This window comes from Sphingobium sp. S6 (assembly GCF_905120495.1).
GTDB classification, from domain to species: domain Bacteria; phylum Pseudomonadota; class Alphaproteobacteria; order Sphingomonadales; family Sphingomonadaceae; genus Sphingobium; species Sphingobium agri.
This window is the reverse complement of record NZ_CAJHOG010000001.1, coordinates 123520-143772: the sequence shown is the minus strand read 5'-3', so window position 1 is coordinate 143772 and position 20253 is coordinate 123520. Positions and strand designations below refer to the sequence as shown.

Below are 20253 nucleotides of genomic sequence, written 5' to 3'. Positions count from 1 at the left end.
TCATGTAGTTGAGCGTGAAGTCCTTGGCAAACCCGCTGCCCAGCGCCTGCGTCGCCGCCCGGCTGTTGTCGAGCACATAGCTCCAGCTGCCGTCGCTGTTCTGCGTCAGCGTGCCGTAGCTGTTGAGCTCCGCCACCGCCGCGGCATCCGCGCCCCAGGCGACAAAGCTCTTGGGCGTATCCGCTCCCGACACATCGTTGCTCAGCACATTGCCCGACAGGCTTCCCGCCACATCCTCGGTCAGCGTGCCGCCCGCATCGTTCACCGCAACCGGCGCGTCGTCCACGATCCGCACGACCAGCGTATCGCTGCCGCTGGTGCCGCTGGTGCCGGTGACGCTCAGCGCGATGCTGTCGTCGAACTCGGTGAGGGTTGCGCCTGTCTTGCTGTCATTGTCGATGGTGGCGAGCAGCGTATAGCTGTAGCTCACCGCTCCGGTCGCGGCATTGTAGCCGGTGAGCGTCAGGGTCCCCTCACCCGTGTTCACCACCCCATTGGTCGTGCCGAACGCCTGCATCTGCGCCAGGGTGAAGCTTGTGCCTCCCACCGTGATGCTGGCGATGCCGTCCGTCGCAGACACGGTGAAGCTGCCGGAGGTCACATGGCTGCCATCATGCGCCGTACCGCTCGGCAGGCCCGCCTCATAGACGGTTGCGTCTGGGCCGGTCGCTGCTGCTGTCACGACGCTTGCGCTGTCATCGGCACCCTTCACCGTGATGGTCAGCGTCGCAGGCGACTGGTCGCCATCGGCATCCTGCATCATGTAGTTGAGCGTGAAGTCCTTGGCAAACCCGCTGCCCAGCGCCTGCGTCGCCGCCCGGCTGTTGTCGAGCACATAGCTCCAGCTGCCATCGCTGTTCTGCGTCAGCGTGCCGTAGCTGTTGAGCTCCGCCACCGCTGCGGCATCCGCACCCCAGGCGACAAAGCTCTTGGGCGTATCAGCGCCCGACACATCGTTGCTCAGTACATTGCCGGAGAGGGTGCTGGCGGCACTGTCTTCTACAACAACATTGCCGATATCATCGATGGCCTGTGGCCGGTCATCCACGATGCCGATGTTCAGCGTCGTACCTGCAGCATCTCCATCGCTGTCGGTCACGGTGACTGCAAAGCTATCCTGTGTGGCATCGCCCGACGTGGGCGTTTCCAACGTATAGCTGTAGCTATAACCGGCCGCCGGCGAACCGCTTACCGTGAGCGTGCCGAAGCTCCCCTTGACCGTTCCGCCATTGGTCACGTCAACATTGTTGATGACCAGCGAACCGACCGCGTCGTTACCGGTGGCAATGAGGAGGACGCCAGCGGCGGTCTCCCCGTTCGAAGCGGCATTGGAACCATTGGGGTTCAGCGCGGCCTCATCGACCAACGTGTCCGATCCTGCCTGAACCTCGACGCTCGGTGTCGAATCCGGTTGCAGAGTTATGGTAACGGTGGCCTGCGACGTATCTCCATCACCGTCCTGGATCTGGTAAACGAAGCTGGCCGTGCCTTCCTGACCAGCTACCGGCGTGAAAGTGAATAGGCCGGTCGTGGGATTGTAAACCACCGTGCCTTCGGCCGGACCACTGACGATGGTCACGCGCACGGCGGGATTATTGTCTATGTCGACGCCGTCCGCGCCGAAAACGTCGTTGGCGAACGCATTGATGGCGACCGAGGCATCCTCTGCGCTCTGCTGGACGACATCATCATGCGCGGTAGGCACGTCATCGATAACGCTGATCACCAGATCCTTGGTGACGCTGTCGCCGTCCGAGTCTGTCACCGTGACCGTGAAGTTGTCGGTTACGTTGTCACCCGACGTATTGTCCGTTACAGTGTAAGTGTAGCCGACAGAGCCCGGAGCGATACTGACGATGGTCAGCGTGCCGCTGGTCCCGACAATCGTCTGCCCTACAGCCGTGATGATCTGGCCATTGATCGCGATCGTTGCCGGTGCGTCCAGCGCAACATAGGTGATCGTGCCGGTAGTCGTCTCAATCGGAGCCGGTTCATTCGACCCGGGAGACTCGCCCGGGCGGTTCACTACGCCCAGCCCTGATTCATCGACGGCTGTGCCAGCGCCTGAGCTAGGAACCTCAAGCTGAGGCAGATTGTCCTCGTCTTCATCGGCCGCGATGGGAAGGATTTCCCGCTCTTCAGGTTGGCTGAAGGACAATTCGGTCGGCGGCAGCAGGTCACCCAGACCATGAGGATTGCCCACGTCCCCTTCGGCAGCCAGAAAATTGCCTCCGGAGCTGCGGGCCGGGCCGGCAGCGGGCTGCGGTTCTTCGCCGATCAACAGCGCGGCGAGGTTGACCGAAGGAATTTCCACGTCACCTACGACGATGCGCGGCACGACGACGGCGCCATCCAAAATGGCCATCTGTGTGCCGTCAGGCAGGGTGACGATCAGGTTACGGCCGTCAACGGCTATGTCGTTGATGTCGGTTCCCGCGGGGAGGACAAGGACGCCGTCTGTGCCAATCGAGACAGCGCGCATCGTGCCTGGCTGGATATGGTGCCCCTTCACCCGAGCAGCGAGTGCATCCAGTGCGGGGTCATGCGCCTGCTGACGGTCAGCGGCGGCATCGACATTCCATTCGCGCTCGAAATCCATCTTTCCATCCCATCTGTCACCGTGGGACGGACCGAAGAAGTGCGCAGAAGATCGTTCCCCAACGCTACACGAGCATTGAGAAGTTCATCTTCATCGACATATGGCATTAGCGGATCAGCTATTGCCTATTGTCTGCAATCTCCCGTCGGTGAGGCTGAACAAGCCTTCGACCGCCCCGGATTAACCCCATCGTCTTATTACTTCTGACCCGACGGCTAATCTTATTCGGTGGCGGTAAAGTGAGTCACGGAAAATCAACTTTTATTAACCATTTAAATGCAATAGGGTCGAAAAAATAACTCACGTATTATTTCGAACGATATAGTTATTTAGATACCACTATATCCTTCGTCTTATAGCTGGAAAGCAATCTAAGTTAATTCTCTTTTCGGCCTCTGATGCGACTCGGACGATGCGCCTTGTCATTCAGCGGGTAAGATGATGTCCCATCGGCTGAGCGCCTAACCCGCAAATGATAAGCGGGCGGCCAGCCAATTAGCCGACCGCCCGCCCATTTGCGACCCAACGGATTTACATTCATTAGCGCGCCAAGTCCGCAAACGGCAGACATCCTGCCGACGAATAGCGGAAAATTGAACGCCTGCGTCCGATGGTGACATGGGGATAGCAGCCGCAGACAGTTTAGCAATTAACCCTACGGGCTATACCTTAGGTATAATGAACATCGCCTCAGTCCGCCGCCGTGGCAGCATCGCGCGTGGACAGGCGCATCGCGATATCTTCCATCCGACGGCTGCGCTCGCTGGTTGCACCGGTTGTTCTGCGGAAGGAGGCCAATGCGTAAGTCACCAAGGGCGCAGCGGCGTCCGGCCGCTTTCGCGCCAGGTAAAAGTCGATCAAATTCTCCAGCGCCAACTGGCAATTCGGGTCGTCTTCGCCACGCGTACGCAGATAGCTGTCGAATACCCGCCGAAGCAATTGCTCGGTATCGCGATAATGACCTGTGCTCTCCGATAATAGGGCGAGATCATTGGCGGAGATCAACGTGCGGGGATCATCAGGCCCGAACAGATCGTCGGCCAGCGCCAGTGCCTTTCGCGCGGGCTCAGTGCCTTCCAGCGGGCGCCCTGCAGCATAGGCCCCCTGAGCTGCCGCCACCAAGGACCGCCATTCCTTCTCCCTCGCCTCAGTGACGTCCGCTACATAGGGCGCTTGCGCCCAGGTGGCAGGCGTCAGGCAGAGGAGCAACAGAGCGCACGCTCCAGCTTTCCCGTTGAAGCATCGAACGACCACCGCGCTACCCCCCTCATCGCATGGCCCAGCCAGAACAATCCAACCGCAGCAAAGAAGGCCGCGAACCGCTGGTCAGGAAAGAAGCGCCTCTATCAAGGCCTTCACCTTCTTCTGGCGCCATTGCGGCAGCGGAGCGATCAACCAATAGCCAAGCGTGGAAGCCTGCTGTTCCCCCACCTGCTTCACACGCCCCCCCTCGATATCGGCCTGCGCCAAAAGCAGTGGCACGGTAGCTCGCCCGAAACCGTTGATCGCCGCTTCAATGGCGAGCCCGGCGTCCGCGACACGGATCGCCGCCGGTTCGCTCGCTGCGGGACAGCCGGGCCAATCGACACGAAGTTCAGGGCCTCCGTCCGCCGCTTCAACAGTGACAAAGCTCGCCTCGCCCAGCTTCACCCCTTCATGTTCGCCCGGCCCGTCAGTCAAACGCAACGCCAGGTCGAGATTGGCCTCAGTAAAATCCAGCGTCTCGTCCGCCGCCACCAGTGCGAATTTGAGATCGGGTTGGCTGGCAGCATAGCTTGCGAGGCGCGGCTGCAGCCATTTGGCGGTGATGTCCCGCGGAGCGGCTATGGTCAGCGAGGAACTGGACTGTCCCGCCTGCATCGCTCTTACCGCTTCTTCAAATTCCAGAAAGCCCGCCCGCAAAGCTTCCAGCCCGGCTTCGGTTTCCGGGGTAAGCTCCAGGCCCTTGGGCGTTCGGCGGAAGAGCACGACGCCAAGCAGGTCCTCCAGCGCGCGGATTTGCTGGCCAACGGCTGCGGGTGTCACCGCCAGTTCGTCGGCCGCCCGCGTGAAAGACAAATGCCGCGCTGCAGCATCCAGCACGCGCAGGCCGTTCAACGGCAAATGCGTACGCTTCATTCGGCAACCGCCGGGGCTATGAGCGCGAAATGAGGAATAGCGATGTCGAACGTCTCCCCGCTGGCGCCGATCATGTGATAATGCCCGCGCATCGATCCGGTCGGCGTGTTGAGTGGGCAACCCGAAACATAGTCATAGCTTTTTCCCGGCTGTACCACCGGTTGCTCGCCAACCACGCCGTCACCATCCACCCGATGCTGCGCGCCACGCCCATCCGTGATCACCCAATGGCGTGTGAGCAACTGCACGGGCTGATCCCCGTCATTTTCGATTCGGATATGATAGGCCCAGAACCAGCGCCCGCGATCAGGCTCCGATTGCTCCGGCAGGAACGTAACAGCAACATGCACGTTTATATCGCGTGTGGTCGCATGAAAGGGAAAGAGCGCGTTCACGGCTAAAGAAATGCGCCTTTCCCCCTGCTCTCGTCAACGGCCTATCGACTTGAGCGCGCGATCGAGGTCCTCGATCACATCGTCCGCATCTTCCAGACCGACGTTTAGCCGCAGCATGTCTTCAGTGATGCCAACCTCCAGCCGTGCCTCTTCGGCCATGCCGAAATGGGTCGTCGAAGCAGGATGCGTCATCAACGACCGGGAATCCCCGATATTATTGCTGATGTCGACCAGTTCCAGCCCGTTGAGCAGGCCGTGAGCTTCTTTCCGCCCCCCGCCCACGTAAAGCGAGAAGATCGGCCCGGCCATCTCCATCTGCTTCGCCGCGAGGGCATATTGGGGGTGACTTTCCAGGCCGGGATAAAGCACCTTCGCCACCCTGCCTTCCAAGAACTTCGCGACCTTGAGCGCATTCTCGCTCTGTCGGCGGATACGCAGGTCCAGCGTCTCCAGACCCTTCAACACCACCCAAGCATTGAACGCACTCAGCGTCGGCCCAGTGTTGCGGTGGAACGGCAACAGCGTGTTGAGGATGAAATCCTCCGTTCCGCAGATCGCGCCTGCCAGAACTCGGCCTTGACCGTCCATCATCTTGGTCGCGCTGTAGGCAACGACATCCGCGCCAAACTCCAGCGGCCGCTGAAGCGCCGGTGTTGCGAAGGCATTATCGACCACGCTGACGATGCCATGCTTCTTCGCGATACCGCAGATGGCTTCCAGATCCGCAACGTCCATCGTCGGGTTGGCAGGCGTTTCGAAGAAGAATACCTTGGTATTCGGCCGCACCGCTGCTTCCCAGGCGCCATTATCGGTAGCTTCGACGGTGGTCGTCTCGATCCCGAACTTGGGCAGCAGCGTGTCGGTCAGCCAGCGGCACGATCCGAACAGCGCCTTGCCAGCCACCACATGGTCCCCTGCCGACAGCTGGCACAGCAGCGCCGCCGTCATCGCCGCCATGCCCGTCGCGGTCGCGCGGCAGGCCTCGGCGCCCTCCAGCAGCGCGATACGCTTTTCGAGCATCTCGACGGTCGGGTTCTGCAGGCGGCTATAGGTCATGCCCTGCTGATCACCCGCGAAGCGCGCTGCTGCGTCTTCGGCACGGTCGTAGCAATAGCCGCTGGTCAGAAACAGCGCCTCGGACGTTTCGCCCCATTCGCTACGCGCGCTGCCGCCCCGCACGGCGAGTGTCGCGGGCCGCCAGTTCTTGGTGATAGCCGGGTCCTGCCCGCTCCTGCGCTTCATCGCTTCTTCCTCAGTTCAGCGCCGCGAGCACCGCGTCGCCCATCTCGACCGTGTTCATGGTTCCGCCCAGATCGGGGCTACGCGCGCCACGGGCGAGTGCCTTGGCAACAGCAGCCTCGATCCGGTCAGCCTGTTCCGGGAGCCCAAGCGAGTAACGCAGCATCATCCCCGCCGACAGGACCGTTGCAAGCGGATTGGCCTTGCCCTGCCCTGCGATATCGGGCGCGGAACCATGGATCGGCTCATACAGGCCCTGATTGCTGTCGTTGAGGGTCGCCGAAGCCAGCATGCCGATCGATCCGACGCACATGCTCGCTTGGTCGGACAGGATGTCGCCGAACATATTGCCTGTCACGATGACGTCGAATTGGCCCGGATCACGCACCAGCTGCATCGCGGCATTGTCCACATACATGTGGGACAGGGCGACATCGGGATATTCGGCCGAAACCTCGATCACCACGTCGCGCCACAGCTGGCTGGTTTCCAGGACATTGGCCTTGTCCACCGAGCAGAGCTTGCCGCGCCGCGCGCGTGCGGCCTGGAAGCCCTGATGCGCAATCTTGCGCACCTGCTCTTCGTTATAGGACATGATGTCATAGCCTTCGCGCAGCCCGTCGGCCGTCTTGCGCATGCCCTTCTCGCCGAAATAGACGTCGCCATTGGTCTCGCGCACGATCAGCAGGTCGATGGCGCTCGCCACCTCCTTCTTAAGGGCAGATGCGTCGGCGAGTTCCGGAAAGACCTTGGCCGGGCGCAGGTTTGAAAAAAGCCCCAACGCCTTGCGCAGACCAAGGATCGCCTGCTCCGGCCGCAAATGCCGCTCCAGCGAGTCGCAGTCGGGATCACCCACCGCGCCGAACAATATGGCATCCGCACGACGGGCGATATCCAGCGTTTCAGGCGGCAACGGGTGGCCCACCGCCTTATAGGAAGCCCCGCCGACCAGCCCTTCCTCATAGGTCAGACCCTCGATCGCCAGCGCATCGAGCACGCGCCGCGCCTGTGCGATGATCTCCGGACCGATACCATCTCCAGGGAACAGGGCGATCAACATGGCGCGAAACTCCTTCAATGTCTTGGCCGCCCCTTATGAAGCCGCCGCGCCTCACGCAACCGCTCTTTTCAGTCGGTCGACCAGCCTTTCGCGCGCGGCAAGCGTGTCAGCCCGCCAGTCGGTCAGCACCGACCGCTCCAGAAAGAAGCCGGTCAGCTGCAATCCGTCGACGATGCTCGGCCAGTCGCCGCTGCCTCCTTCGATCAAAAAGCGGGGCAACGGCAGCAACCGCTTTTCATATCCCGCCGCGCCCGCCCTGCTGACCGCCGCAGCACTGCGCGGGCTTACAAAGGCCAGATCCTCGTTGCCGCCCGTCGCCGCGCACCGCCCAAGATCAAGGCCAAAGCCCAATTCGGCCAGCATCAGCAGTTCGTAGCGCACCAGTGCAGCGCCCCAGCCTCGCGCCGCTGGCGCGGCATCGACCGCCCCAAGGACGCCGTCTAAGGCCTGGTACAGGGCCGGATACGGTGTTCCCTCCGGCAAAGCCACTGCCGTCAGGGCACATATCCAATCGATCGCGGCAGCCGGTAACGGCTCGGACAGCAATGGCGCCCGGCTGTGATCCAGTTCGACCGCTAGCCCGGCAAGCTGCTCTTCGGTTCGTGCCCGGAATTCCGCCTTCACGCTATTCCCGGGCAGCAGCACGGGACGCAATGCGCGGGATCGGCCTCCCCGCACATAGCCCGCCAGCAGGCCATGATCCGGAGTCAAAAGCCGTGCAATGGCACCATGTTCGCCATGGGACCTTACCCCGCAAATCAGGGCAGGAGTGATAAGCACAGCCATCCATCATCCTTAGCGGCCCATGTTTCGCCGCGCCATGCCATTGGGTGCATCGGGATAAAAGATTGATATATGTTGTTTCTGTCGCCCGGCTGTGGTGAAACATGGCGGTGGGAGTCGGGGGACAAGCCACCATGTTGAATATGCCCAAGGCGTCATCTACCGCGATGGACCGCCTGGTGCTTTGGTTGGGTCGATCACCGACGCTGGGTTTTGCCATATCCCGCGTCGCCTTCGCCGTTGCCGCCACGTGGCAGATCACGGCGATGTTCGATCCCGAACCCGATTTCATGCACAGCGCAATGCTCATTCAGAGCGGCCTCTGGCTCTGGACTGCCCTTGGCGTGGCCCAGCACGTGCTGTCGCCGCCTCTCGGCCTGTTGCTCCGGCCACTGACATTGATCGTGGACGCGATCATCTTCCTGACGGTGATCGCCCTTTGCCAACCCTTGCAAATTCCGGCGCTCGCTTGCCTCTTCTTCGTTGCCTGGTCCGCTTCCGAACGGTTCGGCCGCGGCTCTATCATCGTGCTGGCACTTTGCCTCGTCCTCGCTTTCCTGGCGCGAGGGTCTTACGAGCCTTGGGCCGCTGAACGTCATGTTGCGGAGGTCGACCGCGCGATCGATGGCATCACCGTCATCATCGGCTGCACCATCGCTGCGTCGATGCTCAGCATGTCGATACTGGAACGGCGGCTGATCGACTGGTCCGAACGGTTGCAGGCCGTGGGACTATCTTTCCAGAAATCGCTGCCGCGCTTCGTGGTGGAACAGATATCCGAGCTTATGGCGGCTCGCTATTGTGCTTTCATCTGGCAGATTGGCGATGGCGCAAGCCACTGCGAACTCGCGAGTGCGGATGGCGTTCACACCGTCTCCCTGACACAGCAACAAGTGGAAGCCCTGACGCGCATTTCACCTACGGACGCGCCCTTTGTCTACGCTAGCCAATCCAGCCGCCTGCTTATGCGCAACCGTCTGGGGATAACGCGCACGGAGAAGGCCGCGCACCTCACGGAGGCACTGTCTAGCCTGCTGGGTCCAGGACAGGGCGTCAGCTTCCACGTCCAGGCTGGAGAATTGCGGGGCCGCCTGTATGTCGGTGCGCGCCATGGCTGGTCCCCCGCCGCACTCCTCCGCGCATTGCGCATTCAGGAAGGGCTGGAACTCTTCCTGGAACGGCATTTCTTCTTGATCGCATGGCGGGACCGGACGTTTGCGGAGGCCCGGCTGGCGCTCAGCCGCGATCTTCATGACAGCGTCCTTCAGACGCTCGCCGCGCTGCGCGTCCGCCTGGTCACTGCTCAACATGGCCTGGCCGCCATCAACGCGCCGCACCAGCTTGCCGAACTGCTCGCGATGGAGGAACTCGTCACGGCAGAGCAGGCGCATTTGCGCCGCCTGCTCAATGTCACGGACACTGGTCCCGACGATGTCGACCTTGTTCACGATGTCGAGGCCTGCTGCCGGTTCATTGCCCTGCAATGGGGGATCGAATGCCGGCTCAATCCGATCGATCATCCCATGATGGTGACGTCCGAAACAGCCGCCGAGGTCGAGTTCCTGCTCAGAGAAGCTGCTGCGAACGCGGTGAAGCATGCCGCCGCGAAACACATCACTGTCTCGCTTGCGAAGGCGGATGATGAGATTCTGATCGCACTGAAGGACAATCCCGGCGCCCAACCGATTGAGCAGCAAAGCTATACCGGCGACTTTGAACTCCAGTCGCAATCCATCATGAAGCGTTTGGGAAAGATCGGCGGCACCGCCTATTTCCACAATTTAAGCATGAATTCACTTATTTCGATTAGGCTTCCTTCATCCCTGCCGAGGTCCCCGATATGATGGCGCAGATTGCGATAGTAGACGACCACCCGATCTTCCTTGACGGCATGGCGCAGTTTTTGAGTTCGCATGGACATGACGTCATCTTCTGCGCCCGCTCCGTTAGCGAGGCGATCGCCCGACTTAAGGCAGATCAGCCGGACCTGCTGATCCTCGACGTCAGCATGAAGGACGGCGGCGGCCTCGCCATCCTTTCAGCCATTCGGGAAAGCGGCAGCACCGTGCCCGTCATCTTCATGACGGTCCACATCCGGCCCGACCAGACTTTGGAAGCAATAAAGCTGGGCGTGGACGGTGTCGTCCTCAAGGACAGCGACCCCAAGGAACTGCTCACCTGCATAACCGAGGTTCTGGACGGCAATAAAAGCATTTCGCCCACCGTCATGGAGCAGGCCCTGGTGCACAGCATATCCGCCCCATCGAACGAAAATAACAGCCTCGCTGCCCTCACCGATCGGGAACTGGAGATTGCCGGGCTGATCCGCGCTGGCCTGCGCAACCGCGAAATCGCGGCCCGCTGCGGCCTGACCGAAGGAACGGTCAAGGTGCATCTACACAGCATCTTTCAGAAGCTGGGCATAAAATCCCGCTCCGAACTCATCATCATGATGTTGTCGATGGACAACGACATACCGGCCGTTGGATTGCACTGACGGCCGCGCGCAATTCTTGACGGCTCAATACTTGTCCAGCCCCTCACCACCGTCCGGGCTGAGCTTGTCGAAACCCCTCACGAACGGCGCGTGATCTGCTCCAGCGTTACCCAGCCCTCGACATAGTTGGCATAATATAGCCCGAACAGCACCGCCGACAGGATCGTAGCACGAACGGCTACCATGCCGGGACGGAAGTTGCTGGGCGCGCTATCCGCCTGTCCCGTCAGCATCACTTCACCCGTCTCATCGGGCGTGCGGATGCCGAACGGCAGGACGATGAACGCGCTGATGACCCAGAACAGCACATAAATGGCGAGGATCGCGTACCAGTTCATGGCGCGCAGCCTTAGGCCCGAATGAGGAGCACGTCCACCACCGGCTTCTTGCCCGTCCAGCGTGTCGCCGTCCTGCGCACGGCCAGACGTACCCGTTCGCGCAGCGCCTCTTCTTCCTGCGAGCCCTTGCCGACAGCTTCCGCCGCCTCATCCGCGGCTTCGGCCAGGAAGGCAGCCTTGTCCTCTTCCACCGGCACGCCTTGCGTACGCAGCGCTGGCTCGCCCATCAGCTTGCCCTTGCGATCGAGAGCCACCGCGACGCTGATCTGCCCGTGCAATGCGACCTTGCGCCGCTCATTCATCGTTGATCCATCCGCAGGCAGGATCACGTCGCCATCCAGAACCAGACGCCCAGTCGCTTCATGCCCGATGATCTCGGGGCCATTGGGCGCAAGCCGCAACAGGTCACCATTGGACTGGACAATCGCGCTTGGTACGCCGCTCGAAAGCCCAAGCCGCGCCTGCTCCGCCATATGCCGCCGCTCACCATGCACTGGCAGCAGGATCTGCGGCCGCACCCACCGATACATGGCCTCAAGTTCCGGCCGTCCCGGATGACCCGACACATGCACTTCCGCCTGACGATCCGTGACCATCAGCACGCCCTTCGCCGCCAGCGCATTTTGAATGCGCCCGATGGCGATTTCATTGCCCGGAATCTGCTTGGACGAGAAAACGACGAGATCGCCGGTGTCGAGCTTGATTGGATGACTGTCGAAAGCGATCCGCGATAGCGCCGCCCGCGCTTCCCCCTGCCCTCCGGTGGCGATAATCATCACCTCGTTGCGGGGAAGCGCCATCGCGTCGTCCCAGTCGACCGTGGGCGGGAAATCCTTGAGATAACCCGCCGTCCTTGCGGTCGAGATGATCCGGTCGAGCGACCTGCCCGCGACACACAGTTTGCGTCCGACGGCATTCGCCACTTCGCCCAGCGTCTGCAAACGCGCGGCGTTCGAGGCGAAGGTCGTGACCAGCACACGTCCCTTCGCGCCGGTGATCGTCTGCATCAGCCCTTCGCGCACGTCTCCTTCGGAACCGCTCGCCTCGGGATTGAACACATTCGTACTGTCGCACACCAGCGCCAGCACGCCTTCATCACCAATCGCCGTCAGTTCTTCCGGCGTCGACGGCTGCCCCAGCACTGGCTTCTCATCGATCTTCCAATCACCGGTATGGAACACGCGCCCGTGAGGCGTGTCGATCAACACCGCATTGCCTTCGGGGATCGAATGCGCCAGCGGCACGTAGCGGAACCCGAACGGCCCCAGGGCGAAGCTTCCCTCATTGTCGATGACGTTGAGTTCGACCTCGCTGGTAAGGCCTTCTTCCTCCAGCTTCAGCCTGATCAGCCCCGCCGTGAATGGGGTAGCATAAAGCGGCACGCCCAGATCGGCGGCGAGATAGGGTATTGCCCCGATATGATCTTCATGCCCATGGGTGAGCACGATGCCGAGCAGGTCCTCACGGCGCTCCTCGATGAAGGACAGGTCCGGCAGCACCAGTTCGACGCCGGGATATGCCGGGTCGGCGAATGTCAGGCCGAGATCGACCATCACCCATTTGCCCTGGCAGCCATAAAGATTGACGTTCATGCCAATCTCCCCCGACCCGCCAAGGGCCAGGAAGAGCAGCTCGTCTTTAGGTGTCATCAGTTCTTCAAACTCCGCTCGTGCAACAGCGCCAGACCCAAAATGGTGAGGTCAGGCGCGATCGCATCGAAAATTTCGCTATTCTCATCGAACAGGACGGCAAGGCCGCCTGTCGAAATTACCTTTGCCGGACGGCCAATCTCCGCCCGCATCCGGGCAACCAGCCCTTCCATCATCGCCACATAGCCCCAGAACACCCCGATATGCATCTGCGCTTCGGTCGTCCGACCGATAACCGAACGGTTCTCCGGTGGCGCAATGGCGATCTTCGGAAGCTTGGCGGCCGCCGCTACCAGCGCGTCGAGCGACAGGTTGATACCCGGCGCGATGATTCCGCCCTTGTACGTCCCTTGATAGTCGATGACGTCGAAGGTGGTTGCAGTCCCAAAATCTATGACGATCAAATCGCCTTCATATAGATGGTGCGCGGCGATGGCGTTGACAACCCGGTCCGCGCCGACGGAAGCAGGCTCCGCGACGTCAAGTTCCACGCCCCATTCGACCGGCGCCTGCCCCGCGACCAGCGCAGCCGTCTTGAAATATTTCTCCGCCAGCACCTGAAGATTATGCAGCGCGCGGGGCACGACGGTCGCGATGATCACCGCATCGACATCGGCGATGCCATAGCCCTCCAGCATCAGCAGCTGGTTCAGCCACACCGCATACTCGTCCGCCGTCCGGCGCGGGTCTGTCGCGATCCGCCAGCGCGCACGGATCTCACGCCCGTCAAGCAGCGCGAAAACCACATTGGTATTGCCCGCGTCGATCGCGAGAAGCATGGCCCGTCCCCGGATATCAGATGAGTAGGATGTCGCCCGCATGAATGGCACGTGTCCCGCCATTCGCCAAGCGGAGGATCAGCATGCCTTGCTGGTCAAGCGTATCGAAAGCTCCTTCGATCGTCTCGCCGTCAGGCTGCACGACCCGCATTGCCGTGCCAGTGGGATGAGCGTTCAACAACCAGTGCGCCCGGACAGGCTCCAGTCCTTGGGCCCGCCAGACAGCCAGCCAATGGCCGAACAATTGCGCCAACCTCTCCAGCAACGCTCCCGCTTCTGCATCAGCGGCACCTTGCGCTGCAAGACTTGTGACCGGCCTGTCCAACCCGGCCGGATGATCCACGACATTGATGCCGATCCCGACCACAATCGCGTCGCCTGCGCGTTCGAGCAGGATTCCGGCGATCTTCGCGCCCTCGACCAGGACATCATTAGGCCATTTGATCCGCGCCTGCCCGTCACACGATGGCGCAACGAGCGCATGAACCGCGTTCGCCGCGACCAGAGCAAGCAAATGGGCAGGCGGATCACCCGGGCGCAGCCGCACCAGTGTGGAACAATAGAGATTGCCCGTAGGACTTTCCCAGGTCCGCCCCATGCGGCCTCGCCCGCCGACCTGACGGCCCGCACGCAGCCATGTTCCTTCCGCCACGCCCTGATCCGCCAACGCCAGCATGTCGGCGTTGGTTGATCCGGTCTCTTCGACGAAGCGGATGTCGCTCAGAACAGCGACGCCGCAGCCGCCGCGCTCGCTTGATCGAGCACCGGGTTCAACAGATATCCAACGACGATCACCACCGCGCAGGCGGTCAGGATAACATTCTCGACCGCCCCGCCCCGCGCCTCATAGGCGGTAGCCGGTTCATCGAAGTACATCGTCTTGATGATCTTCAGATAATAGAAGGCGCCGATCACGGAAGCCGCGATGCCAAATGCCGCCAACGCGGTCAGCCCCGCAGCAACCGCCGCGTCGAACACCAGGAACTTTGCCCAGAAGCCGAACAGCGGCGGGATGCCGGCCATGGAGAACATGAAGATCGCCAGTGCAGCGGCCAGTCCCTTGCGCGACTGAGACAAGCCCGCCAGGCTTGCGATGCTTTCCACCGGACGGCCTTGCGCATCACGCATCTGCAGGATGCAGGCAAAAGCACCGATCGTCATGACGACATAGATCGCCATATAGCTCATCGTCGCCGCCACGCCCGCAGGCGTCGCCGCAGCAAGGCCGATCAGCGCAAAGCCGACATTGTTGATCGACGAATAGGCCATCAGCCGCTTGATGTTCGTCTGGCCGATCGCCGCCACCGCGCCGAAGATGATCGAAGCCAGCGCCACGAAGATCACGATCTGCTGCCAGTCGAGCCCGGCGGGCCCAAGCGCCTCGATCGCGACGCGCACGGTGAGCGCCATCGCTGCCACCTTGGGCGCGCTGCCGAAGAAGGTCGTGACTGGCGTCGGCGCGCCTTCATAGACGTCGGGCGTCCACATGTGGAACGGCACCGCGCTCATCTTGAACGCAAGGCCAGCCAGCAGGAACACCATGCCGAACAGCTCGCCCTTGCCCACGCCGTCGCCCAGCGCCACCGCGATGCCATCGAAACTCGTGCTGCCGGTGAAGCCGTACAGCAGCGCCGTGCCATAGAGCAGGATGCCGCTCGCCAGCGACCCCAGCACAAAATATTTAAGGCCAGCCTCGGAAGACCGCTCATCCTGCCGCATGAAGCTCGCCAGCACATAGGCGGCAAGGCTCTGCATCTCCAACCCTACATAGAGCGTCAGCAGGTCACCTGCCGACACCATCATGCCCATGCCGACGCTGCTGAACAGGATCAGAACCGGATATTCCGGACGCACTGCACCACCAGCAGCGAAATAGCGCGGCGCGAGCAGGATCGCAGCGCCCGCCGAGGCGTAGATCAGCGCCTTGGCAAAGATCGAGAAGGCATCCGCGCGCACCAACCCGTCAAATGCAAGCGGGCCATGCTCCATAGACACCGGCAGCGTCAGACCCGCGACGAGAAGCGTGAGCACCGACAGCCAGTTCACTACGCGTGCGGTACCATCACCGCCAAAAGCAGCCGTCAGCAGCAGGACCAAGCCGCCCGCTGTCAGGACAAGCTCCGGCAGAACAGCCAAAAGGGAAGCGGAATCAATCATCAGTGCGCCTCCCCCGACGCTTTTTCTTGGGACATAGCGCTATGGTCTTCGCCGTGATGGGCTTCAGCCTTCGGGACGGCGGGACCCATCTTGATCCTGCTATCACCCACCGGAGCCGCAGAGGCGATGCGGGCCTCCAGCGCGCGGATATCGGACCGCATCGGCGCCAGGAAGCTCTCAGGATAGATGCCCATCCACAGCACGGCAGCCGCGATCGGCGCCAGCAGCCACATCTCACGCATCGACAGGTCCGGCATAGCGGCGGCGTCAGCATTCTTCTGCTCGCCATAAGCGATCCGGCGATAGAGATAGAGCATATAGGCCGCGCCCAGAATGATACCCGTCGTGCAGACCAGCGCTACCCAGCTCGACGCCTGATAAATGCCCATCAGCGCCAGGAACTCGCCGACGAAGTTGCTAGTGCCCGGAAGACCGACCGACGCCATGGTGAACAGCAGGAACAGAACCGCATATTTCGGCATGTTGATGCTGAGCCCGCCGTATCGCGAAATCTCACGCGTATGCAGCCGATCGTAAATGACGCCGACACACAGGAACAGCGCGCCTGATACCAGCCCGTGGCCCAGCATCACCATCATCGCGCCTTCGATCCCCGCCTGGTTGAAGGCGAACAGGCCGACCGTCACGATCGCCATGTGCGCGACCGACGAATAGGCGATCAGCTTTTTCATGTCGGTCTGCACCAGCGCGACGAGGCTGGTGTAAACCACGGCCACCATAGACAGACCCCAGACCAGCCAGGCGAGTTGCGCCGAAGCTTCCGGGAACATCGGGAGCGAAAAGCGGATGAAACCGTAGCCACCCATCTTCAGCAGCACGCCCGCCAGAATGACCGAGCCAGCGGTCGGCGCCTGAACGTGCGCGTCAGGCAGCCAGGTATGCACCGGCCACATCGGCATCTTGACCGCAAAGCTCGCAAAGAAGGCGAGGAACAGCCAGATCTGCACATGCGGATCGAAATTATACGCCATCAGCGTCGGGATGTCGGTCGTGCCTGCTTCATGCACCATCCACATCATCGCGATCAGCATCAGCACCGATCCAAGCAGCGTGTAGAGGAAGAATTTGTAAGATGCGTAGATGCGATCCGCCCCGCCCCAGATGCCGATGATCAAATACATCGGGATCAGGCCAGCTTCGAACATCACGTAGAAGAGGTAGATATCCTGCGCCGTGAAGACGCCGATCATCAGCACCTCCATGAACAGGAAGGCCGCCATATATTCGCCGACCCGCTTCTGAATCGCTTCCCAACTCGCCCCGATGCAGATCGGCATCAGGAAGACGGTCAGCATGATCAGCACCAGGGCGATGCCATCGATGCCCAGCGCCCAGGCGAAGCGGCCGAAGATCGGTGCATATTCCTGGAACTGCCACTGCGCAGCGCTGCCCGACTGGTCGAAATTCGCCCACAGCAAGACGCCAAGCGCCAGATCGACCAGCGTCGCCAACAACGCTATCCAGCGCGCCGTGTTCGCGCCCGCATAGAGACAGGCGATGGCCCCCGCCATCGGCACTGCCATCATCAGGGAAAGGATGGGGAAGCCGTCCATTATCGTGTCATCGCCCAGGTTGCGGCCGCGGCGAGGCCGATCAGCATCACCAACGCGTAAGTGTAGAGGTAGCCGGACTGAAGCCGACGGGTGACTTTGTTGCCCTGCACGACCAGCGCGGCGAGCCCATTGGGCCCGAAGCGGTCGATGAAGCCCACATCACCGAACTTCCAGAAGAAGCGGCCGATGGCGAAGGCAGGCTTGACGAACAGGAAGTGATACAGCTCGTCGAAATACCATTTGTTGAGCAGGAAGCGGTACAGCACACCGAATTCCGCCACGAAACGACGCGGCCAGTCGGTATTCTTGATGTAACTCAGCCACGCGATCACAAAGCCGGTCAGCATCACCGCGAAGGGCGAGAATTTGACCCAGGTCGGGACCTCATGCGCAGCATGCATCAGATGGCTGTCGAACGCCAGGGCGCCCTTCCAGAACTCGATGCCGCCTTCGGCTCCGATGAACTGGTCATGGAAGAGGAAGCCCGCGAACACCGCGCCCAGGCTGAGCACCACGAGCGGCAACAACATGACCCAAGGGCTCTCATGTGGGTGATAGCCGCCGGTTCCGCCGTGCAGCGCATGTGCGTCCGCTTCATGTCCGTGCGGATCATGGCCCGCATTTTCCTGAGCGGGAGCGTTGGCATGCTCCGACCCATGACCATGCGTCGCATGATCGTCATGAGCGGTTTCTTCGTCCGGCGATTCATGATGCCCATGAATCGCATGCTGGATATGCTCTGAAGCAGCCCAGCGCGGTTTGCCGAAGAAGGTGAGGAATACCAGACGCCAGCTATAGAAGCTGGTGAGCAGCGCGGCGAATACACCGACCAGGAACGCCCCGGTGCCATAGCCACCTGCGGCGAATGCCGATTCCAGGATTGCGTCCTTCGAATAGAAGCCCGCAAAACCATAGCCGAGCAGCGGAATGCCGACACCCGTGATCGCCAGCGTGCCCAGCGTCATCGTCCAGAAGGTGACCGGGATTTCCTTTCGCAGCGCACCGTAATAGCGCATGTCCTGTTCATGGTGCATGGCATGGATGACCGAGCCTGCCCCCAGGAACAGCAGCGCCTTGAAGAAAGCATGCGTGAACAGGTGGAACATCGCCGCCCCATAAGCGCCGACGCCCGCCGCGAAGAACATATAGCCGAGCTGCGAACAGGTCGAATAGGCGATGACCCGCTTGATGTCGTTCTGCACCGTGCCAACCGTCGCTGCAAAGAGGCAGGTGGCAGCGCCGATAAAGGTCACGAAATCAAGCGCTGTCGGCGACACCTCGAACATCGGCGACAGGCGGCACACCATGAACACGCCCGCCGTCACCATGGTTGCCGCGTGGATCAGCGCCGACACAGGGGTCGGGCCTTCCATCGCGTCCGGCAACCAGGTGTGCAGGCCGAGCTGCGCCGACTTGCCCATCGCGCCGATGAACAGCAGCAGGCAGAGCACTGTCATCGTGTCGAAGCGATAGCCGAGGAACCCGATGGTCGATCCGGCCATTGAGGGCGCGGCTTCCAAAATCTCCGGAATCGAGATGGTGTTGAACACCAGATAGGTGCCGAAAATGCCGAGCATGAAGCCGAGGTCACCGACGCGGTTCACGACGAACGCCTTGATCGCGGCCGCGTTTGCGGAGGGCTTACGGAACCAGAAACCGATCAGCAGATAGGAAGCGAGGCCCACGCCTTCCCAACCGAAGAACATCTGAAGCAGATTGTTCGCCGTCACGAGCATCAACATCGCGAAGGTAAAGAGCGACAGATAGGCAAAGAAGCGCGGCTGATCCGGCTCCTCCTCCATATAGCCCCAGCTGTAGAGGTGGACGAGGCTCGACACGCTGGTGATGACCACCAGCATGACCGCCGTCATCGCGTCCACACGCAGTGCCCATTGCGCGTCAAAGCTGCCCGACTGGATCCAGGTGAAGGCCGGGGCCACATAAGGTTCGGCATGGCCGGTCAGGAAGCTGATGAAGATTGGCCAGCTAAGCGCGCAGGAAACGAGCAGCGCGCCGGTGGTGATGATCTTCGCGGGCAGCTTCCCCAGCGCCTTGTTGCCAAGGCCCGCGATGACAGCCGCGATGAGCGGGAGAAGGACGATAAGCTGGATCATCGAGCTTTAGCCCTTCATCCGGTTGACATCATCGACGGCAATCGTGCCGCGACCACGGAAATAGATGACGAGGATGGCAAGGCCGATGGCCGCCTCACCCGCCGCGACGGTCAGCACGAACATGCTGAACACCTGGCCCACCAGATCGCCGAGGAAGGCGCTGAAGGCGACAAGGTTGATGTTCACGCTCAAGAGGATCAATTCGATCGCCATCAGGATGATGATGACATTCTTGCGGTTGATGAAGATGCCCAGCACCCCCATCACGAAGAGGATCGCACTGACGACCAGATAGTGCTGAAGGCCGATCACAGCTCCACCCCCTGCCCCACGGGCTGATTGACGTTGCGCACGGCATCCTGCGGACGGCGGCGGTTCTGACGGGCGATGTTCTGGCCCTTGACGCCGCCGCGTGCACGATGAGTCAGCACGATCGCGCCGATCATGGCTACCAGCAGCACGATGCCTGCTGCTTCGAACAGGAAGATGTAACGCGTGTAAAGAAGCGTTCCGATCGCCTGTATGTTCGACATTTCCGGGTTCACCGGCGCCGCGCGCTGCGCCAGTTCGATCGGCCCGGCGCTCCAGATGCCGATCCCCAGAACGATCTCCGCCAGCAGAACCAGCGCGATCAGCATGCCAAAGGGCAGATAATCGACGAAACCGGCCCGCAATTCCGCGAAGTCGATGTCGAGCATCATCACGACGAACAGGAACAAGACGGCGACCGCGCCCACATAAACGATGACGAGCAGCATCGCGATGAACTCGGCGCCGAGCAGCACCATCAGCCCTGCCGCGTTGAAGAACGCCAGGATCAGCCACAGCACCGAATGAACCGGGTTGCGCGACAGGATCGTCAGCGCGCCGCTGCACACCACTAATGTGGCGAACAGGTAAAAGGCAAGCACGTGAATCACAGGATCATATATCCTCTTCGATCGGGTCGCG

The 20253-nt window shown here is 61.4% G+C and carries 18 protein-coding genes; 2 read left to right on the top strand and 16 right to left on the bottom strand.

Features of this window, described 5'->3' with window-relative positions:
- From SPHS8_RS00750 to recO, 7 genes are all read right to left on the bottom strand, one after another.
- A partial coding sequence (locus tag SPHS8_RS00750) for a beta strand repeat-containing protein (RefSeq protein ID WP_201513473.1) occupies positions 1 to 2599 on the bottom strand: 2599 nt, incomplete at its 3' end.
- Positions 2600 to 3289: 690 nt separating this feature from the next.
- The gene (locus tag SPHS8_RS00745) at positions 3290 to 3808 is read right to left on the bottom strand and encodes a tetratricopeptide repeat protein (protein ID WP_236574904.1); all 519 of its coding nucleotides are present in this window, start codon (positions 3806 to 3808) and stop codon (positions 3290 to 3292) included.
- Positions 3809 to 3925: 117 nt separating this feature from the next.
- Positions 3926 to 4717 (bottom strand): LysR family transcriptional regulator, encoded by a 792-nt coding sequence (locus tag SPHS8_RS00740; RefSeq protein WP_201513472.1) that lies wholly within the window; start codon positions 4715 to 4717, stop codon positions 3926 to 3928.
- The gene (apaG, locus tag SPHS8_RS00735; protein WP_097091212.1) at positions 4714 to 5112 is read right to left on the bottom strand and encodes a Co2+/Mg2+ efflux protein ApaG; all 399 of its coding nucleotides are present in this window, start codon (positions 5110 to 5112) and stop codon (positions 4714 to 4716) included. Before apaG ends, SPHS8_RS00740 begins: the two co-directional genes overlap by 4 nt.
- Before the next feature lie 33 nt (positions 5113 to 5145).
- Complete coding sequence (locus SPHS8_RS00730) at positions 5146 to 6354, bottom strand: trans-sulfuration enzyme family protein (protein WP_201513471.1); 1209 nt, start codon at positions 6352 to 6354, stop codon at positions 5146 to 5148.
- Positions 6355 to 6364: 10 nt separating this feature from the next.
- A complete protein-coding gene (leuB, locus tag SPHS8_RS00725) occupies positions 6365 to 7411 on the bottom strand; it encodes a 3-isopropylmalate dehydrogenase (RefSeq protein WP_201513470.1) in 1047 nt (348 codons plus the stop codon).
- A gap of 51 nt (positions 7412 to 7462) precedes the next feature.
- Entirely contained in the window at positions 7463 to 8197 is a 735-nt protein-coding gene (recO, locus tag SPHS8_RS00720) for a DNA repair protein RecO (RefSeq protein WP_201513469.1), read from the bottom strand.
- Between the two features lie 131 nt (positions 8198 to 8328).
- On the opposite strand from recO, the gene SPHS8_RS00715 reads away from it, so the two are divergent.
- A complete protein-coding gene (locus SPHS8_RS00715; protein WP_201513468.1) occupies positions 8329 to 10038 on the top strand; it encodes a histidine kinase in 1710 nt (569 codons plus the stop codon).
- On the top strand, positions 10035 to 10691 hold the full coding sequence (locus tag SPHS8_RS00710; protein ID WP_097091208.1) for a response regulator: 657 nt from the start codon (positions 10035 to 10037) through the stop codon (positions 10689 to 10691). The genes SPHS8_RS00715 and SPHS8_RS00710 overlap by 4 nt, the downstream gene beginning before the upstream one ends.
- 77 nt (positions 10692 to 10768) lie before the next feature.
- Here SPHS8_RS00710 and SPHS8_RS00705 read toward each other — a convergent pair whose 3' ends face one another.
- The 9 genes from SPHS8_RS00705 to SPHS8_RS00665 are packed head-to-tail and all read right to left on the bottom strand — an operon-like array spanning position 10769 to position 20222.
- Positions 10769 to 11029: a DUF1467 family protein gene (locus SPHS8_RS00705; protein WP_097091207.1), complete on the bottom strand. Its 261-nt coding sequence runs from the start codon at positions 11027 to 11029 to the stop codon at positions 10769 to 10771.
- Between the two features lie 11 nt (positions 11030 to 11040).
- Positions 11041 to 12678, bottom strand: coding sequence for a ribonuclease J (locus SPHS8_RS00700; protein WP_201513467.1), 1638 nt, complete (start codon positions 12676 to 12678; stop codon positions 11041 to 11043).
- The gene (locus SPHS8_RS00695) at positions 12678 to 13457 is read right to left on the bottom strand and encodes a type III pantothenate kinase (RefSeq protein ID WP_201513466.1); all 780 of its coding nucleotides are present in this window, start codon (positions 13455 to 13457) and stop codon (positions 12678 to 12680) included. Before SPHS8_RS00695 ends, SPHS8_RS00700 begins: the two co-directional genes overlap by 1 nt.
- A gap of 16 nt (positions 13458 to 13473) precedes the next feature.
- Positions 13474 to 14172 (bottom strand): biotin--[acetyl-CoA-carboxylase] ligase, encoded by a 699-nt coding sequence (locus tag SPHS8_RS00690; protein ID WP_268933192.1) that lies wholly within the window; start codon positions 14170 to 14172, stop codon positions 13474 to 13476.
- 5 nt (positions 14173 to 14177) lie between these two features.
- A complete protein-coding gene (nuoN, locus tag SPHS8_RS00685; protein ID WP_201513464.1) occupies positions 14178 to 15614 on the bottom strand; it encodes an NADH-quinone oxidoreductase subunit NuoN in 1437 nt (478 codons plus the stop codon).
- Positions 15614 to 17188, bottom strand: a complete 1575-nt coding sequence (locus SPHS8_RS00680; protein WP_201513463.1) for an NADH-quinone oxidoreductase subunit M — start codon at positions 17186 to 17188, stop codon at positions 15614 to 15616. The genes nuoN and SPHS8_RS00680 overlap by 1 nt, the downstream gene beginning before the upstream one ends.
- Positions 17188 to 19302: an NADH-quinone oxidoreductase subunit L gene (gene nuoL / locus SPHS8_RS00675; RefSeq protein WP_201513462.1), complete on the bottom strand. Its 2115-nt coding sequence runs from the start codon at positions 19300 to 19302 to the stop codon at positions 17188 to 17190. The genes SPHS8_RS00680 and nuoL overlap by 1 nt, the downstream gene beginning before the upstream one ends.
- Before the next feature lie 6 nt (positions 19303 to 19308).
- Positions 19309 to 19614 carry an NADH-quinone oxidoreductase subunit NuoK gene (nuoK, locus tag SPHS8_RS00670; RefSeq protein WP_037463269.1) on the bottom strand — a complete coding sequence of 102 codons (306 nt, stop codon included), beginning with the start codon at positions 19612 to 19614 and terminating at the stop codon, positions 19309 to 19311.
- Positions 19611 to 20222: an NADH-quinone oxidoreductase subunit J gene (locus tag SPHS8_RS00665; protein ID WP_097091200.1), complete on the bottom strand. Its 612-nt coding sequence runs from the start codon at positions 20220 to 20222 to the stop codon at positions 19611 to 19613. The genes nuoK and SPHS8_RS00665 overlap by 4 nt, the downstream gene beginning before the upstream one ends.
- Positions 20223 to 20253: the final 31 nt, after the last annotated feature.

What these genes read in the sequence shown, in the direction of transcription:
- SPHS8_RS00710 (WP_097091208.1), top strand. Translation starts at nt 10,035, where the DNA reads ATGATGGCGCAGATTGCGATAGTAGACGACCACCCGATCTTCCTTGAC.
- SPHS8_RS00715 (WP_201513468.1), top strand. Translation starts at nt 8,329, where the DNA reads ATGTTGAATATGCCCAAGGCGTCATCTACCGCGATGGACCGCCTGGTG.
- leuB (WP_201513470.1), bottom strand. Translation starts at nt 7,411, where the DNA reads ATGTTGATCGCCCTGTTCCCTGGAGATGGTATCGGTCCGGAGATCATC.
- recO (WP_201513469.1), bottom strand. Translation starts at nt 8,197, where the DNA reads ATGGCTGTGCTTATCACTCCTGCCCTGATTTGCGGGGTAAGGTCCCAT.
- SPHS8_RS00680 (WP_201513463.1), bottom strand. Translation starts at nt 17,188, where the DNA reads ATGGACGGCTTCCCCATCCTTTCCCTGATGATGGCAGTGCCGATGGCG.
- SPHS8_RS00730 (WP_201513471.1), bottom strand. Translation starts at nt 6,354, where the DNA reads ATGAAGCGCAGGAGCGGGCAGGACCCGGCTATCACCAAGAACTGGCGG.
- nuoN (WP_201513464.1), bottom strand. Translation starts at nt 15,614, where the DNA reads ATGATTGATTCCGCTTCCCTTTTGGCTGTTCTGCCGGAGCTTGTCCTG.
- SPHS8_RS00705 (WP_097091207.1), bottom strand. Translation starts at nt 11,029, where the DNA reads ATGAACTGGTACGCGATCCTCGCCATTTATGTGCTGTTCTGGGTCATC.
- nuoL (WP_201513462.1), bottom strand. Translation starts at nt 19,302, where the DNA reads ATGATCCAGCTTATCGTCCTTCTCCCGCTCATCGCGGCTGTCATCGCG.
- SPHS8_RS00740 (WP_201513472.1), bottom strand. Translation starts at nt 4,717, where the DNA reads ATGAAGCGTACGCATTTGCCGTTGAACGGCCTGCGCGTGCTGGATGCT.
- SPHS8_RS00695 (WP_201513466.1), bottom strand. Translation starts at nt 13,457, where the DNA reads ATGCTTCTCGCGATCGACGCGGGCAATACCAATGTGGTTTTCGCGCTG.
- SPHS8_RS00700 (WP_201513467.1), bottom strand. Translation starts at nt 12,678, where the DNA reads ATGACACCTAAAGACGAGCTGCTCTTCCTGGCCCTTGGCGGGTCGGGG.